Consider the following 15,453-nt stretch of genomic DNA (forward strand, 5'->3'; position numbering starts at 1 on the left):
TAACCAACGCGCAGCAGTCCTGCTTTAGAAGTAATCTGAAAAGTAGGGCTGATCCATTGGAATAATGTTCTCAAGATTTTTTAGTGCTTGCCGATTTGCTTGAAGTCTTTCAATCTTCGCCAAATATGATGGTCGTCGATAGCTCATCAGCATCGTCGTTAGTGTCTGGATATCGCATTTGATGGGTTCGCCCACTGGCCGGTTAGTTACTTGCACTTTGCCTTGGTCATCCCAATAAACGCCAAACGTGCCATTATTCCATTCAGCTAATGGATCGGTTAATTCAATATGAAATGCTTGCCCATCGGTTTCAAACGGATACGCCAACAAGAACTCGCGAACATCAACAATTCGTGCCATGAAATATGGCTTAATGGTCTGTTCAATGTCACCATCTTCAAGTAAAAACGTAATTGGCTCATCTTGATACAGATTGCCTTTGACATGTTCAATCATCGAATAGTGCGCTCCAATAAAGTTCCATAGGCCGATCCGCGCTTCTTGATTGAGATAAATCATTTCCTTAATATGGAAGACTTCGTTTGCAATCCAGTATAAAACGTAGCCCGTGGGTTGTTCATTCTCATCGTAATAAACACCGGCAATCCGTTCTTCTTCATTTTCCCAACGCCAATATTCATCCCAATTCAGTTCGTTACGAATCATTGCGCCGTGATTCTTCAGTGCAAATCGTTGGTACGTTTTAATCACGTCTTCATCGTCAATGTCAAGCCGTTCCACGTGCCCATTTACCGGCCGTTGTTTAGGCAATTGGCTATCCCGAATATCATAAGTCAGGTGATCTGACATAATCTCCCACCCTTTCTTACGATAAAACGGAATACTGTATGGATATAAATACGAAATCCATTGCTTATTCTCACGCATCTTGTTCAACCCGACTTTCACCAAGTCGTGCATCAATCCGTGCCCTGCATATTCTGGGTAAGTCCCAACACCTGTCAAGCCCCCCATATTAAATACCTGACCATGAATATTCACCCGGCAATGGTAGATGGCTAATTGCGAAATTAGTTCGTCACCATTAAACCATCCAATAACGTCAGATTTTTCTAATACAGGCCGTTTGGCGCGTTCTAGCTCGCCTTCTTCGTAACCACTATCAGAAACTTCTTGATCGGTTACTTGAAAGACATACCGTAATAAATCATTAAATTGTTCTAAATGCTCAATTGTCACGGGTCTAATCTCTAAATTAGATCGCTGATCAACCATTATTTCGCCTCATTTTTTTGTTAGTTATTTAACCTATTATACACTATTTCGATTTCGGCATAAAATCGTACGGTGTCAGCCCGGTCATCCCAATCATTGGATCTACTTGTTGTTGCGTTAAAATCGTTGGTGTTAAAACATAACTGATTGGCGTTTCTTGAATCACGTCATCTTCTGGTACTAAGTTCAATTGTTCATCAACAGCTGTTTCTGGCGTTGGTTGGGTAGCAGTGGGTTTGGCTTCCGCTTGCCCCACACTGGCCGTCTTAATGGCTGCGCTGAGTTGTTCACCTTTGAAAACACTTTGGAGCCGTTCTTTCAATGTCGTTTGCCGATTGGCTGAAAGTTCTTGGGCCGCTTTTTGAAAAGCACTCGGTTCGCCAATCAAAATCAATAACGACTTGGCCCGCGTTACCGCCGTGTATAGCAAGTTTCGTTTCAACATTCGCTGATACTGATTAACCAATGGCAAAATCACCATTTCAAATTCCGATCCTTGTGCCTTATGAATTGACGTACAGTAAGCCAATGTAATTTTATGCCACTCACTCCGTTTATAGGTCACTTCCGCACTATCAAACGCAATTGTAATCTCATCAACCTTGTCCGCACTTTTTTTAGCATAAGTAATCCCTGTAATCTGCCCGATTTCACCGTTAAACACATTTTGCTCTGGACTATTAACCAGGTGTAGCACTTTATCGCCAATTCGGTAATGGACGTTCCCAATGCTGACTTGTTTTTTTCGATCATCTAGTTTCGGATTCATGATATTTTGAATCATCGGATTCAATTGATCAATTCCAGCTGAACCCTTATACATTGGGGCTAACACTTGAATGTCCTTTGTTTCAAAGCCACGCGCCTTCGCTTTAGTGACGACTTGTTCAATGACCGATTCAATCTGATAAGGATTACATTGGATGAAGCTACGGTCTTTTTGCGGCTTTAATAAATCTGCTGGGAGTTGTCCCTGATTAATCTCATGGGCCAACGGAATGATCGTTGATTGATCGTCTTGCCGGTAGATCCGTTGTAACTCGACTGCCGGAATAACGTTACTTTGCAATAAATCAAAAAAGACTTGCCCAGCCCCGACTGACGGCAATTGATCCTTGTCCCCAACTAATACAACTTGCATATGACTTGGCACAGCCCGGAGTAATGAACGGAACAAGTAAGTATCGACCATCGACATTTCATCGATAATTAACAAGCCCCCTTCAAGTTCTTTATTGCCCGAAACATCCGGATTATTTTCCCGGCCGGTAATCCCGAGTAAACGATGAATTGTACTAGCAGGCAACCCCGTCGTTTCACTCATTCGCTTGGCGGCACGGCCTGTTGGGGCGGCCAATAGAATCGGAAACGGTGTGTCTTTATATTCACTAATGTCTAATGAGAGACCATTTAATTCAGCATACAACGTCACAATCCCATTAATAATCGTTGTTTTCCCAGTACCGGGGCCCCCAGTCAATAAGAACGCCCGGTGGGTCATTGCGAGTTTAATCGCTTCTTGTTGCACATCATCGTATGTCATCTTGAAACGTTTTTCAAGGTGGCGGATTTCTTGATCTAAATCATGTTTGGGATAGCTGAGCTGATCACGTTCATTTTCAATTCGCATTAAATGGTTCGCAATTTGCCATTCGGCATTAAATAGTCCATTCGGATAGATACGGTTCTCATCGCCAACAACTTTCCCATCGTGCGCGAGGGCCATCAGTTGTTCAGCGACTAGGTTCGGGTCAATCGCGACATTGCGGGCTTTTTCCATCAGCTCAATACTAGCTGCCAACAATGGCTTAGCCTGGGTGTAGGTGTCCCCTGCTTGATTGGTCAGCTCATTTAACGCTTGCATTAACGCCCCTTGTACCCGGACGGCTGAATCAGCGGCAAATCCGAGTGATTCTGCCAAATTGTCCGCACGTTTAAAGCCAATCCCAGTAATGTCAGCTACGAGTTGGTACGGATTTTCTTGGATAACTTTCAGCGTGTCTTCATGATAGGTCTGATAGATGTTATAGGCCATCGAACTGCCAAAACCGTAGTTATTTAAGCCGATAATAATCTGCTCCATACCATTATTGATCGTCAATGTTTCAACAAGTTGTGCTTGTTTCTTCGCATTTAGTCCCAAGGGGGCTAATACCGTTGGATCAGCTAATATTTTGTCAATCGCGTCAATTCCTAGGGCATCGACGATTTTTTCGGCCGTTTTCTGCCCAATCCCCGTAAATTTTTCGCCAGACAAATAAGCGACTAAGCCAGCCTTGGTCGTTGGTTGGTCTACTTGGTAATTATCGGCTTGGAATTGCTTGCCATATTTAGGATGCGTGACGACTTTCCCGTAGAAAGTGTAGCGTTCATCTTCTTTGATGTCACCAAAACTCCCGGTCACCACAATTTCTGGTTCGGGCCAGTCAATCGTCTTATGCGCTACTTTAACAAGAAGAATTTTGAAAAAATTATCCGGACTCTCATAGAAAATACTCTGGACGGTCCCCGTGACTGTTGGTTTGGTTTCGTCTGTCTTTGCTATATCCACAATCGCCATCCCTTATTTTTTTTGCTTTTTAGCCTGCATGAAGCCTTCAATATCAATTAATTGTTGTTTGTTTTTCTTAAAATAATCTGGTGCATAGTGCTTGGCTTGTTCGAAATAAGGCTCACTATCAGCGCCTAAAACCAGTTGTGTCAAGCCATATTTAAATAATACCTCACCATTTTGAGGCGCAATGGTCAACGCTTTTTTTAGGTAAGTCTGGGCTTGATCAAAATCACCCAAACTCGTCAAAATATCGCCCACTAAAAGATTAGCGTCCAATTGATCGGGTTCTTGTTCTTGAACGGTCAACGCAAACGCCAAGGCCCGTGGATTTTGTTCAAGTTGATGATACGTCTGTGCAAGCATATACTGTGCATCGGGCGACTGTGAGTCTTGTACCAGCTGCATGAACAATGGCACCGCTTGTTGATAGGCCTCTGCTTGATAATAAAGTGTTCCTAATGCATAAGTCAATGCAGCATCTTGAGGAAATTGCGTCAATGCTTTTTGCAAAAGGGTTTCGGCTTGTTCAAAATCTTTAAGGGTCGTTAAAAACGTTGCAAGGGTAACATAGGCTTCAATATCTTCTGGGTGATCCTGTAAATATTGTACGAGGGCTTTAACAGCGGCTTCGTGGTCGCCAGCAGCCCACTTTGCTAGAATTGATTGCACGTGATCATCTCCTATATCGTATCTGTTGTTGATAATTGCTTACTCAAAAAATGGGTATCGTTCCATTTTACAAGGTTAAACGATGCTCCTTGATTATCAGTTGTCAGCGTTGTCACCGACGAATTCGTTACCCCACCGTCTTTGCGGACCTGAGCGAGAGGGGTCTTCAAAAGTGATTGGATCATCGCAACCATTGCGGCCCCATGACTGACAATTAAAATATGATCATCCGGCTGAGCCGCCTTAACAATCGTATCAATCGCCTGTGTCGTACGCGCAATCACTTGTTCAAACGTTTCTCCTTTAATTTCAGTTGGATCATAGTCAGCTGGGGCCTCTCGAAAGGCCTTCACGATTGCGGGGTATTGTTTTTCTACTTCCGTAAAGCGCATCCCTTCCATTAAACCCAGATTGAATTCGTGAAGCGCCTCAACAACCGTAATCGGAAAATCCTGCCCTAAATCGCGTTTTAGCGTTATAGAGGTTTCCCGTGTACGTTTTAACGGACTTGTATATAAATGGTCAAAATGAATCGGTTTTAAGAAATGGGCCAATTCCTCAATTTCAACGTAACTACTGGCTAATAACGGTGAATCACCATGAGCACCTTGATAGCGACCTTCCAAATTCCATTCAGTCTTACCGTGGCGAATTAAATATAAGGTTGTCATGCGTTTTCTCCTTAAAATAACTTACTTTTCATTATGAAAGAGTTATGCGGTAAATTCAAGTCAATCGATTAATAAAGCAGCATTTTTCCCGGTAAAACGCCATCAAAAAAACCGCTCGGATAAAAAATTTTATCCGAGCGGTTTGAGCTATTCATCAAGCTAATTGGGCTCACAACTTCCCGATTAACCCGCGATGCATAATCGGCTCTAAATCGTACACTTTATTTACTTTCAGCGACAGCTTGCATTGCAATCGCATTGACGTAATTGACCGGTTGGTCATAGTTTGGCTGGAAGAACATATCCACCATCGCCAATTGATCAATCGTCATCTTTGTTTGAATTGCCATTGAGATGATGTTGGCAGCTTGGGCAATGTCATACATACTTGTGAATGAGCCACCTAAAACTTGCCGCGTCTTCGGATCCCACGTTAAGTTCATCAAGACGGGGGTCGTCGATGGCATAAAATCTGGACGGTAATCTTGTTCTAAGGTGGTTGTCGCAACTTCAATCCCACGTGCTTTGGCCCCTTCAACCGTTAGACCACTACCTGCGTAGGTGCGTCCAAATAATTCAACGGCAGATGTTGCTTGGGTGCCCATATATTTTTCAGTTGGTGTTTCAATATTGCGGCCAATCAAGAGCCCTTGGCGAACTGCATTTGTTGCCAAAGGAATGTAATCCGCTTTTTGCGTTGGGTTATAATGAACAGCTGCTGAATCACCGGCCGCATAAACGTCTTTAACAGAAGTTTGCATATATTCATCCGTTAAGATAGCGCCGTTACCTAACATATCAACTTGTCCTTTGAAAAGACCAGTGTTGGGGCGGAACCCAACACATAAAATTGCCATATCTGCTGTATATTCGTTCTTATCCGTCTTAACCGTTACTTGATCAGTGCCTGAGAAGCTGACCACTTTTTCACTGAGGGCCAACGTCACGCCATGATCACGGTAATCCTGTTCCACAATTTCGGAGATATTAGGATCAAAGTTCTTGCCAAGTGCGTGTGGTAACGCATCAATTAATGTCACTTGCTTGCCAATGGTTGCATAGGCTTCTGCCAATTCAGCACCGATGTAACCTGAACCAATCACGATAACACTCTGCACATCTGGGGCACTTTTTTTCAATTCATTAGCATGATTCCAGTTTTTGCAGAGTTTGACATTTGGATTGTCAATCCCTTCGATTGGTGGAATCACTGGTGCTGAACCCGTGGTCACAATAATTTTATCGAATTTTTCGGTTGTTTCTTCTTCTGTCACTAGGTTCTTAACACGTAATTTTTTTTGGTCTAAATCAGCTTCTAAAACAGTATGTTGCATTTTCATGTGGGCGCCTGCTTGAGCTAACATTTCTGGATTTGAATAGAACATTTTCTGAGGTTCGGTGACGTGGCCACCTACCCAAAGGGCAATCCCACATGATAGGAATGATAAATTGTCGTGTGTTTCATAAACCGTTACATCCCAATCAGGATGTTCCGCCAATGTTGCTTGGGTTGCAAAAGTCCCTGCGTGTGTACAACCAATAACTGCTACTTTCATCATGTTACCTCCTAGAAATATCCAAAAAACGACATTTAATCGTTGAAAATTTGTGAAATATTACGCAACTAGCACGTGACTATATTGTACGCCATTCAGTTTTAAAAAGTCAATCGCTTCCGGCTATTAAATTAATTTCACAATTTAAAATGAACCACTGCTTATGTTTTGAACATGATATTGTGATTTTATTCTAAAAAACATTGCCTTCTTATTAAGCAAAATCATAAAAAAAGTGCCGATAAACGTTAATTTATCAGCACTTTTAATAATTTAATTAGACATATTGTAATACTTTCATATCAGCATTATCATTAGCAGCCTTGTATGCCACATCGATTGTGCCGCCACCTAAACATTCTGCACCGTCATAAAAGACAACCGCTTGACCAGGGGTAATGGCGCGCACTGGATCATCAAAGACAACCGTTGCAGTTGTCTTTGATGTCATGTGTACTGTTACGCCGACATCTTGTTGACGATAACGGAACTTCGCTGTGCAATGAAAATCGGTTCCGTGATCAACTGGGGTAATCCAAGAAATATTACTTGCATCTAGTTGATCTGCATAAAGTAATTCATTATGGTAGCCTTGACCAACATATAAAATATTCTTGTCTAAATCTTTTCCAACGACAAACCATGGGTCATTTGACTGACCACCGCCACCGATACCAAGACCAGAGCGCTGACCAATCGTATAGTACATTAAACCGTCATGCGTTCCTTTTTCAAGGCCATCGACAGTCATCATCTTACCGGGTTGTGCTGGTAAATATTCACTTAGGAATTGTTTGAAATTCCGTTCACCGATAAAGCAAATCCCCGTAGAATCTTTCTTCTTAGCAGTTGCTAAGCCAGCTTCTTCGGCTAAACGACGAACTTCTGCTTTTTGCATGTGCCCAATTGGGAACATTGATTTTTGTAATTGATCTTGCGAAAGGGCACTCAAGAAGTACGTTTGGTCTTTATTGCTATCACCGCCACGCAACATGTGGGCGATGCCGTTATCGTCACGCTCAATCTGCGCATAGTGGCCCATGGCGATGAAATCGGCGTCTAATTCCATTGCGTAGTCTAAGAAAGCCTTGAACTTCACTTCTTTGTTGCACATGACGTCTGGATTAGGCGTTCTGCCGTGCTTGTATTCGTCTAAGAAGTACTCGAACACGCGGTCCCAATATTCTTTTTCGAAGTTAACGGAATAATAAGGAATGCCAATTTTAGAAGCAACTTTGGCAACATCCTCATAATCTTCCGTTGCGGTACAGACCCCATTTTCATCTGTATCGTCCCAATTTTTCATGAAAACACCAATCACATCATAACCTTGTTGCTTTAACAATAAGGCTGTGACTGATGAATCTACCCCGCCGCTCATACCAACGACGACGCGTGTATTACTGTGGTCAACCACACTATCACCATCATTTCAAATAGATTCTAGTTTTCTACGATTTGAAGGTCGTGAATTCCAGTAACTACCATTATAACAAGCTTGGTTAATATTTCAAACTAAAACACTCACTTTTCATAAGTTAAACGCAAAAAAGCGGTTTACCCATCAATTTCCTGGTAAACCGCTCTTAAACCGGCATTTAGCCTTCTTTAATTAACACATCACGAGCCACTAAATTATCAATAATAAAATTAAACTGTTCAACGTTTTCAGCATTCTTGTCACTCTTGAAAATGTCGACTGGATGTAGGCCATCTGGCGATGTTACTGACATCTTCAACGTTTGTAAGTCTTTGCCAATTGTCATCTTTAACTTGATGGCACTGTTAAATGGTGAATTAGGATCTAATGGGCGTTCCATTTGAAAATTACCATTATTTGTAGGCACAAAGCCAACATCTCTTAATGTATATTTTTTTACGGCGGGGTTGAGTCGATATTGAACCTCACTCCCAAGAACCGTTGCTGTTGTTTTTAATAAAGCCATCTGCCGAACCTCCATACACTGAATAAGTCTATTTTAGCATAAGCACGTAAACGCTGCCTACCCCTTAGCCGCTTGCTTTGCCAAATTGCGTTTCACAATCTTCGTAAGGGCTTCGGCAAAAGCCGTAACATCTTCGGCCGTCGTTTCGTGGCCAAAGCTAATCCGGATACTTTCAGCAACCCGGGGGCTATGTTCACCGTACATCGCAATCAACACATGTGATGGCTCCAAATCACCAGCCGTACATGCCGAACCGCCCGAAATCGCAAAGCCCGCTAAATCAAGATTCATTTGTAAAACGTAGGTTGAAACCCCCTTAATCCAAAGGTTCACAACGTGGCCGACTTGATCAGCACCTTCTGCATTCAGCGCAAAATCAATGTCATTTGCCGCTAAAGTCGCCAGTAATTGCTGTCTGAACCCAGCATATCGCGCTTGAAGATCGGCTTTAACCGCTGGTGTCAATAATTCAACCGCCTTAGCAAAACCAGCCACCGCGGGCACATTTTCAGTGCCTGCCCGGCGTTTCTTTTCTTGTTCGCCGCCTAAGACAAATGATGGTAAATGAATTGCATCGTTGACGTAGAGGAATCCGATTTGCTTTGGCCCATTAATCTTATGGGCCGAAACTGCTAATAAATCAATATTATCAGCTTGTACATCGATATCTAACAAACCATACGTTTGGGTGGCATCTGTGTGGAACCAGGCATTTGATTCACGGACAAGTTCCCCAATTTCGTGAATTGGCATGTGACTTCCGACTTCGTTATTACCCATCATAATGGATACTAAAATCGTTTCGGGGGTCAAAGCTGCTTTCAAGTCGTTTAAATCAATGACCCCTTGTTCGTTAACAGGCAAGTAGACCACATCAAAGCCTTGAGATTCTAAATAAGCCATGGGTTTTAAAACGGAATGATGTTCAATTGCCGTTGTAATAATCCGCTTACCCTCATTGGCGCGAAGTTTAGCCGTCTGTAAGATTGCTGTGTTATTACTTTCAGTTGCACCACTCGTTAAGATAATTTCATTATCTTTAGCATGTATACTCTGGGCCAAGGTATGACGGCTCGTATCCAACACTGTGTGCGCTTGCCGTCCAAAATAATGGGTGCTTGATGCATTCCCAAAATCGGCTTGCATCTGTTCGGTCATTGTCGCGATGACCTCTGGGGCCATCGGCGTCGTTGCCGCGTTGTCCAAATAAATATGTTTCACAATTTTTCGCCTCATTTTAAAAAAAGTATCTATCATAGTTTACCATAGTTCCCTTTTAAAGCACGGATAAACACTTTTGGGCACCAAAAAAGGCCAGGACAAAGTACCTCTTGTCCTGGCCCTTTAAACACTTAATGACAGATTAAGCAGTCATCAAAGCTGCTTTTTGAGCAGCCGTTAATGATTCGTTCATCCGGCCGCTCTTAAAACCAGCTAAATCAACCGTTACAAACTCAAAACCAGCTTGTTGCAATGCTTGGTTGATTTGGGCGCTGTGGGTTAAGAAATCAGTAATTTGTGCTTCTGGGACTTCAACCCGGGCGATTGATCCGTGGTAGCGAACACGGACCGTTGCAAAACCTAAATCGCGCAAGAATTTTTCAGATTGCATAACTCGGGCAATTTTTTCTTCCGTTAAAGCTGTGTTATATGGGAAGCGTGATGAAACTGAACAACTAGCGACCTTGTTCCAGTTATTCAAGTTCAATTCTTTAGCTAATTGACGGACATCAATCTTATAGAAACCAGCTGTTTGTAGAACACTTTCTGCGCCAGCTTCGTCACGCGCCCGTAACCCTGGACGAAAATCACTATTATCGTCCATAATCATCCCGTCTAAAACGTGATCAAACTTTTTTTCAGCAGCGATTTGATTCAATTGTGCGTAAAACATTTTCTTGCTGTAATACCATGTTTCTGGTGTGTTGTTGGCGATATGTTCGTCAGATAAGTAGTTCAACGTTGTCGTTTCGACATTAGCACCCATTTCCTTAGCTAAGGTGATTGCTTTGTTGAATTCTTCATCTGTGAATAATTCTGAGTTAGCAACTACTGCTAAGACATTTTCTTGGCCGAGTGTTTCTAGCGCCATTTTAAGCACTAATGTACTATCAATTCCACCAGAAAACGCAACAAGCACTTTTTTCATTTGTCGTAAACTGGCAGTTAAGATTGCTTTTTTTTCAGATAATGTATTCATTGTTAAAAACTTCTTTCTATATAATTAAATTAATTGTTTTAAAGCTGTTAATGCATTTTGAATACGATCGGCATTCACCAAATCGTTGCTATCCAAACTCTTGACAATCATCAAGTTTAAATATGTGGCACTATCAACAAATGTTTTGAAAGTTGATTGACTAGCGGTTTGTTGCGCATCATCAAGACTGCCATAGAGTTGTTCCACTGTTAAAAGTGCTTGTTGAGCTTCGATCAAGCTTGTTGAGATTGTCCCCGGTTGTGAAGCATGAGCAGCGACTTCAAATAAGTCGACCATCATGTTTTGAGTTTGTTTAATTTGTTCACACATGATTGATTCCTCCGATTAAATTAGATGCCAAAAAAACTACGCATAAAGATTGCGGCACATAGACCACCAACAAATGGAGCAATCCCAGGCACGATAATCCCGTATTGCCAATCTGAATTAGCTTTATTTTTAATTGGCAAAAGTGCGTGGGCAATTCTAGGGCCCATATCACGTGCAAGGTTCATTGCAAATCCGGTAGGACCGCCCATCCCCATCCCAATTGCCCAAACAAGTAATCCAACTGCGATTGGTACAATTCCAGGCGTCTTGATTTGTGTAATAGCAATGATTGATGAAATGAAAATAAATGTCGCAAAAAATTCAACGAAGAAGTTCCGTGGTAAGTTACGAATACCAGGTGCTGTTGAAAAGATATTGCGGATCGCAACGGGATCGACATTGCCCTCTGATGCTTTAAATTCATCGGCATACATGATATAGACGATGACTGCCCCGACAACTCCGCCCAAGACTTCTGCGACTGAGTAAGGAATGAACATTGCCCATGAAACATTACCTAAGATACATTGTGCTAACACCATAGCGGGATTGATTGAAACATCCCCGAAAATGAATAATGAGACTGTAATCCCAAACCCCCATGTGGTGATAGCAAACAAGTGACCTGACCCGCGATATTTTGACCCTTTGAGGACTTCATCACTGTGAACCCCGACCCCGAAAATAATCATGAGCGCCGTGCCCATGAATTCTGCTAATAACTGATGAATCATGACTAAATTCCTCCAAATAATAACGATTTAATATCTAAATTTTAATTGCTTTAATGTGTGCCATCAGGATAGACCCGACTAGGGTATACTCTGATAAGCAGCGAGATAGACTTGATTAAGTGCTACGCCGTGCGTCTTAGCGGCAGCCAGGCAATCATCGAACTCTGGACTATATTTTTGAATATCATCATAGTTTACGATTTTGACCCGAATATCACCGAAACGAGTGGCTACGGTGATAAAATGCCGTGGCATAATGGTGCGCCCCATCGTCTGGTAACGCACACCAACAGTCGTTGTGTGTTTTAAGATCAGATAAGTCATGGTTTGTTGATCGATTGGATGAATCATAACCGTCAGCTTAATCGCGGGCCGATTTTTCTTCATTTGGATTGGACTGAAAAAGGCATCGAGCGCACCGTTAGCCATTAATAAATCCAAAACCGGCGCTAAACTTTCTGCTGACTGGTCATCAATGTTGGCCTCCAACACTAAAATCTGATCGGCTTTATCTTCAACAATTTGTTGGCTTAGTTTTTTTTTTCGCATAACATTACACGTAATGCATTGAGTTGCGGTGTTTTTCGATTACCAAAACCATAGCCGACTTTAGTAATCGTCTGGTCATCTGGGATTGGACAGAATTGGTCGACAATTGTTTTAACAATTCCCATCCCAGTAGGCGTGATCAATTCGGTCTGCAAGTTTGGGTTTTGCTTAATCGGAATTGTGCTACCGACGCGCATTTGCATCACAGCCGGGACTGGCACGGGCATCATACCATGGGCGACTTTGATCAAGCCTCTTCCGTCCGTTAATTCGGATGAATAAACTTGATCAACCGCCAACAATTCGAGGGCCACGAATGCCCCCACAATATCGACAATCGAATCGAGCGCCCCAACTTCATGAAAATGGACAGCATTTAATGGTAAGTTATGAACGATTGCCTCTGATTGCGCAATTTCTGTAAAAACTTGTTTGGCATTCGTTTTAACATAATCGCTTAAATCACTGTGATCGATGATGGCTTCAATGTCTTTTAAATGTCGGACTTCATCCCCCTGGCTGTGCGTGTGTCCATCCGTGTGTTGATGGTGTGCTGGTGTTGTTTCAATAAAACCTTCATCCTTGTGCACGGTTTCTGGTAAATGAACATCAAAATCGGTGCCATAAATACTGCTTCTAGCAATCCGTTTTGCGTGTAAATGATAGCCAGGAGCATTCAACTTAGCCAATTCTGTTTTAAACTGTTTGAAATCAACACCTAAATCGAGCAATGCGCCAATGAACATATCCCCACTAATTCCTGAAAATGCGTCTAAATAAAGCGTTCTCATTTGTCATCCTCCATGTCGCTCAAATGATTGATCATACTTGCTGAGTAGCCCGCGCCAAAGCCGTTATCGACATTGACGACGGTAATCCCAGACGCACAACTATTAAGCATGGTCATGAGCGCTGTTAGTCCGCCAAAGTTAGTTCCATAGCCAATACTGGTTGGCACGGCAATCAGAGGTTTTTCGATTAATCCACCAACCACACTCGCTAAGGCGCCTTCCATACCGGCGACCACGATGACAACTTGGGCTCGGCGAATTTCATCCAAATGTGCAAACAAGCGATGAATGCCTGCCACACCAACATCATAGATTCGTTTAACTTGATTACCGTATACTTCAGCAGTGACCGCCGCTTCTTCGGCCACTGCCATATCAGAAGTCCCTGCTGTGACAACGGCGATATAGTGCTCCGTGGTTGGTAGGGGTTCAACCATCAATACGACACATTGCGCCATTTCGTAGTACATGGCTGCCGGTTCCGCTTTTTGAATCGCAGCGTACTTTTCTGGGGTAACTCGTGTACATAAAATATTTTCGGCATGTCGTTTTAACGAACCAATAATGCCAATGATTTGGTCCGCCGTTTTACCGGCTCCATAAATTACTTCCGGATAACCATTGCGCTTTTGCCGACTTAAATCAACCTTGGCAAAGCCTAAATCATCAATGGCTTGCGCGTGTGTCAACTGTTTGGTTGCATTTGCCACGCTGAGTTTTTGATTTGCAACAGCTTCTAAAAGCTGTTGTAGCTCATTTGTTGTGTCCAAACTACTCATTCTTTCTATTGTTATTTCACAATAACCCCTAAACCATCCGGGATTACTGTCACTTTGGCGTCTGCCCCTTCAATTGCATAGGCCCGTTCTAACGCCGCATCTAAACTGGTTGCCAATTCCATATGCATGTCAGTAATTAATTGTGGATCAACCAAATCTGACACGAAAATCACATGATGTTGGACCAAAATCCGAGCCAAGATTTGTGATGTCCATTGATCAGGCACTGTTTCAAGCCGGGGGGTATTAATCGCTTGCTCTAAGAATTCTTTAGGATCTTTAACATCCGCAATATTGTGGTAAAACCCATCACCACCATGACCGTCACGGGCACCGGCGACCATGATAATCACGCCCCCTGGTTTATTTGTTGCTTCGGCAGCGGTCATCCCTTTAACGGCTTGGTAAATATTTTGATCGAGCGGATAGCCACCATTTGTTGAAATGGCGATATCACAATCGATTTTATCGACTTTTGATAGACTTTCAACGAAGTCACAACCTTTTTTGTGCGCGGTTTCTAAATTACCGGCAAATGAGCCAATGATGTGCTTGTCTTCATCTAAAACAACGTTCAAGATGAATTCAAGCCCAGCTTGTTTAGCGGCGTAAACCATATCCTTGTGGACTGGGTTATGCATTAAGTTCCCGGTCCTTGAATAATGAGAATTGATGAATTCGCCGGAGTGATTAGCCATAATTGTTTTATATGAAGCCACACCCGGTAACACAGATTTCCGACCACCTGAAAAACCAGCGAAGAAATGTGATTCGATAAAGCCTTCTGAAATTAATAAGTCAGCTTCAACAGCAACTTTATTGATAATACAATCGCCGCCGGATGGTAATTGACCGATTTTCACAACTGAGCTGTCATCAGTTGAAACATGCATGACAATTTCTTCGTTTGCAACGATTTTCTCACCATATTTGTTAACCAATTCTTCGTGCGTTGATGGTCGATGGAACCCAGTCGCAACTAAAATCCGAATCCGTGCATCGGGGGCTACAGAACGAATCCGTCTTAGTAAAATCGGCATGATAATATGTGAAGGAACCGGTCGTGTATGATCAGAACTGATAATCACAATATTCTTTTTTCCCTTAGCTAACGCTTCTAATTTAGGGCTATCAATGGGATTGTCCAATGATTTTTCCACCGTCTGTACTTCACTCATTGGATTTTGATACGTAGCAGCTTGTGAAACAAGCTGCCCGGCAAAATTCGCATCTGCAATATTAGCCGTAATAATTTTTTGATCGTAAGGTAATTTAATCGCTACCAAACTATAGACTTCCTTCCTCAATGCTGATTGCATGCTTTTTAAAGCTACGTCCATAGTTATACAGATTTTCTGAAAAGGATGCGATATAATTTATGAACAACATTTCATTATTACTTTTGCGTGTAACAAATGTTAACAACTTTATAATCTCC

General features: G+C 42.4%; 15 protein-coding genes. All 15 read right to left on the bottom strand.

The annotated features are described in order from the left end of the window. Nucleotides 1–24: 24 nt before the first annotated feature. Complete coding sequence (locus J7Q78_RS02625; protein ID WP_154242144.1) at nt 25–1,236, bottom strand: GNAT family N-acetyltransferase; 1,212 nt, start codon at nt 1,234–1,236, stop codon at nt 25–27. A 43-nt stretch (nt 1,237–1,279) separates the two neighbouring features. Beyond that, complete coding sequence (recD2, locus tag J7Q78_RS02630) at nt 1,280–3,796, bottom strand: SF1B family DNA helicase RecD2 (RefSeq protein ID WP_208422371.1); 2,517 nt, start codon at nt 3,794–3,796, stop codon at nt 1,280–1,282. 3 nt (nt 3,797–3,799) lie between these two features. Next, on the bottom strand, nt 3,800–4,459 hold the full coding sequence (locus J7Q78_RS02635; RefSeq protein ID WP_208422372.1) for a tetratricopeptide repeat protein: 660 nt from the start codon (nt 4,457–4,459) through the stop codon (nt 3,800–3,802). Between the two features lie 11 nt (nt 4,460–4,470). After that, entirely contained in the window at nt 4,471–5,130 is a 660-nt protein-coding gene (locus J7Q78_RS02640) for a histidine phosphatase family protein (protein ID WP_208422373.1), read from the bottom strand. Nucleotides 5,131–5,351: 221 nt separating this feature from the next. Beyond that, entirely contained in the window at nt 5,352–6,686 is a 1,335-nt protein-coding gene (locus J7Q78_RS02645) for an FAD-dependent oxidoreductase (RefSeq protein WP_208422374.1), read from the bottom strand. A 277-nt stretch (nt 6,687–6,963) separates the two neighbouring features. Continuing rightward, nucleotides 6,964–8,103 (bottom strand): tRNA 2-thiouridine(34) synthase MnmA, encoded by a 1,140-nt coding sequence (gene mnmA, locus J7Q78_RS02650; RefSeq protein WP_154242149.1) that lies wholly within the window; start codon nt 8,101–8,103, stop codon nt 6,964–6,966. Between the two features lie 181 nt (nt 8,104–8,284). Further along, a complete protein-coding gene (locus tag J7Q78_RS02655) occupies nt 8,285–8,632 on the bottom strand; it encodes a DUF1831 domain-containing protein (protein WP_208422375.1) in 348 nt (115 codons plus the stop codon). Nucleotides 8,633–8,689: 57 nt separating this feature from the next. Continuing rightward, entirely contained in the window at nt 8,690–9,853 is a 1,164-nt protein-coding gene (locus tag J7Q78_RS02660) for a cysteine desulfurase family protein (protein WP_208422376.1), read from the bottom strand. A 142-nt stretch (nt 9,854–9,995) separates the two neighbouring features. Then, on the bottom strand, nt 9,996–10,832 hold the full coding sequence (larE, locus tag J7Q78_RS02665) for an ATP-dependent sacrificial sulfur transferase LarE (RefSeq protein WP_208422377.1): 837 nt from the start codon (nt 10,830–10,832) through the stop codon (nt 9,996–9,998). A 24-nt stretch (nt 10,833–10,856) separates the two neighbouring features. Beyond that, entirely contained in the window at nt 10,857–11,162 is a 306-nt protein-coding gene (locus J7Q78_RS02670; RefSeq protein ID WP_208422378.1) for a hypothetical protein, read from the bottom strand. A 20-nt stretch (nt 11,163–11,182) separates the two neighbouring features. Continuing rightward, nucleotides 11,183–11,896 carry a D/L-lactic acid transporter LarD gene (gene larD / locus J7Q78_RS02675; RefSeq protein ID WP_208422379.1) on the bottom strand — a complete coding sequence of 238 codons (714 nt, stop codon included), beginning with the start codon at nt 11,894–11,896 and terminating at the stop codon, nt 11,183–11,185. A 78-nt stretch (nt 11,897–11,974) separates the two neighbouring features. After that, entirely contained in the window at nt 11,975–12,445 is a 471-nt protein-coding gene (gene larC2 / locus J7Q78_RS02680) for a nickel pincer cofactor biosynthesis protein LarC2 (RefSeq protein WP_208422380.1), read from the bottom strand. Then, nucleotides 12,427–13,236, bottom strand: coding sequence for a nickel pincer cofactor biosynthesis protein LarC (gene larC / locus J7Q78_RS02685; RefSeq protein WP_208422381.1), 810 nt, complete (start codon nt 13,234–13,236; stop codon nt 12,427–12,429). The genes larC2 and larC overlap by 19 nt, the downstream gene beginning before the upstream one ends. Further along, nucleotides 13,233–14,015, bottom strand: coding sequence for a nickel pincer cofactor biosynthesis protein LarB (gene larB, locus J7Q78_RS02690; protein ID WP_208422382.1), 783 nt, complete (start codon nt 14,013–14,015; stop codon nt 13,233–13,235). The genes larC and larB overlap by 4 nt, the downstream gene beginning before the upstream one ends. Nucleotides 14,016–14,026: 11 nt before the next feature. Next, a complete protein-coding gene (larA, locus tag J7Q78_RS02695; protein ID WP_208422398.1) occupies nt 14,027–15,301 on the bottom strand; it encodes a nickel-dependent lactate racemase in 1,275 nt (424 codons plus the stop codon). Between the last annotated feature and the right edge of the window lie 152 nt (nt 15,302–15,453).

The organism is Latilactobacillus fragifolii (assembly GCF_905332535.1).
GTDB lineage: Bacteria > Bacillota > Bacilli > Lactobacillales > Lactobacillaceae > Latilactobacillus > Latilactobacillus fragifolii.

Excerpts from the sequence above, each read along its gene's own strand:
- J7Q78_RS02625 (WP_154242144.1), bottom strand. The coding sequence starts at position 1,236 with ATGGTTGATCAGCGATCTAATTTAGAGATTAGACCCGTGACAATTGAG.
- recD2 (WP_208422371.1), bottom strand. The coding sequence starts at position 3,796 with ATGGCGATTGTGGATATAGCAAAGACAGACGAAACCAAACCAACAGTC.
- J7Q78_RS02640 (WP_208422373.1), bottom strand. The coding sequence starts at position 5,130 with ATGACAACCTTATATTTAATTCGCCACGGTAAGACTGAATGGAATTTG.
- J7Q78_RS02645 (WP_208422374.1), bottom strand. The coding sequence starts at position 6,686 with ATGAAAGTAGCAGTTATTGGTTGTACACACGCAGGGACTTTTGCAACC.
- J7Q78_RS02655 (WP_208422375.1), bottom strand. The coding sequence starts at position 8,632 with ATGGCTTTATTAAAAACAACAGCAACGGTTCTTGGGAGTGAGGTTCAA.
- larE (WP_208422377.1), bottom strand. The coding sequence starts at position 10,832 with ATGAATACATTATCTGAAAAAAAAGCAATCTTAACTGCCAGTTTACGA.
- J7Q78_RS02670 (WP_208422378.1), bottom strand. The coding sequence starts at position 11,162 with ATGTGTGAACAAATTAAACAAACTCAAAACATGATGGTCGACTTATTT.
- larD (WP_208422379.1), bottom strand. The coding sequence starts at position 11,896 with ATGATTCATCAGTTATTAGCAGAATTCATGGGCACGGCGCTCATGATT.
- larC2 (WP_208422380.1), bottom strand. The coding sequence starts at position 12,445 with ATGCGAAAAAAAAAACTAAGCCAACAAATTGTTGAAGATAAAGCCGAT.
- larC (WP_208422381.1), bottom strand. The coding sequence starts at position 13,236 with ATGAGAACGCTTTATTTAGACGCATTTTCAGGAATTAGTGGGGATATG.
- larB (WP_208422382.1), bottom strand. The coding sequence starts at position 14,015 with ATGAGTAGTTTGGACACAACAAATGAGCTACAACAGCTTTTAGAAGCT.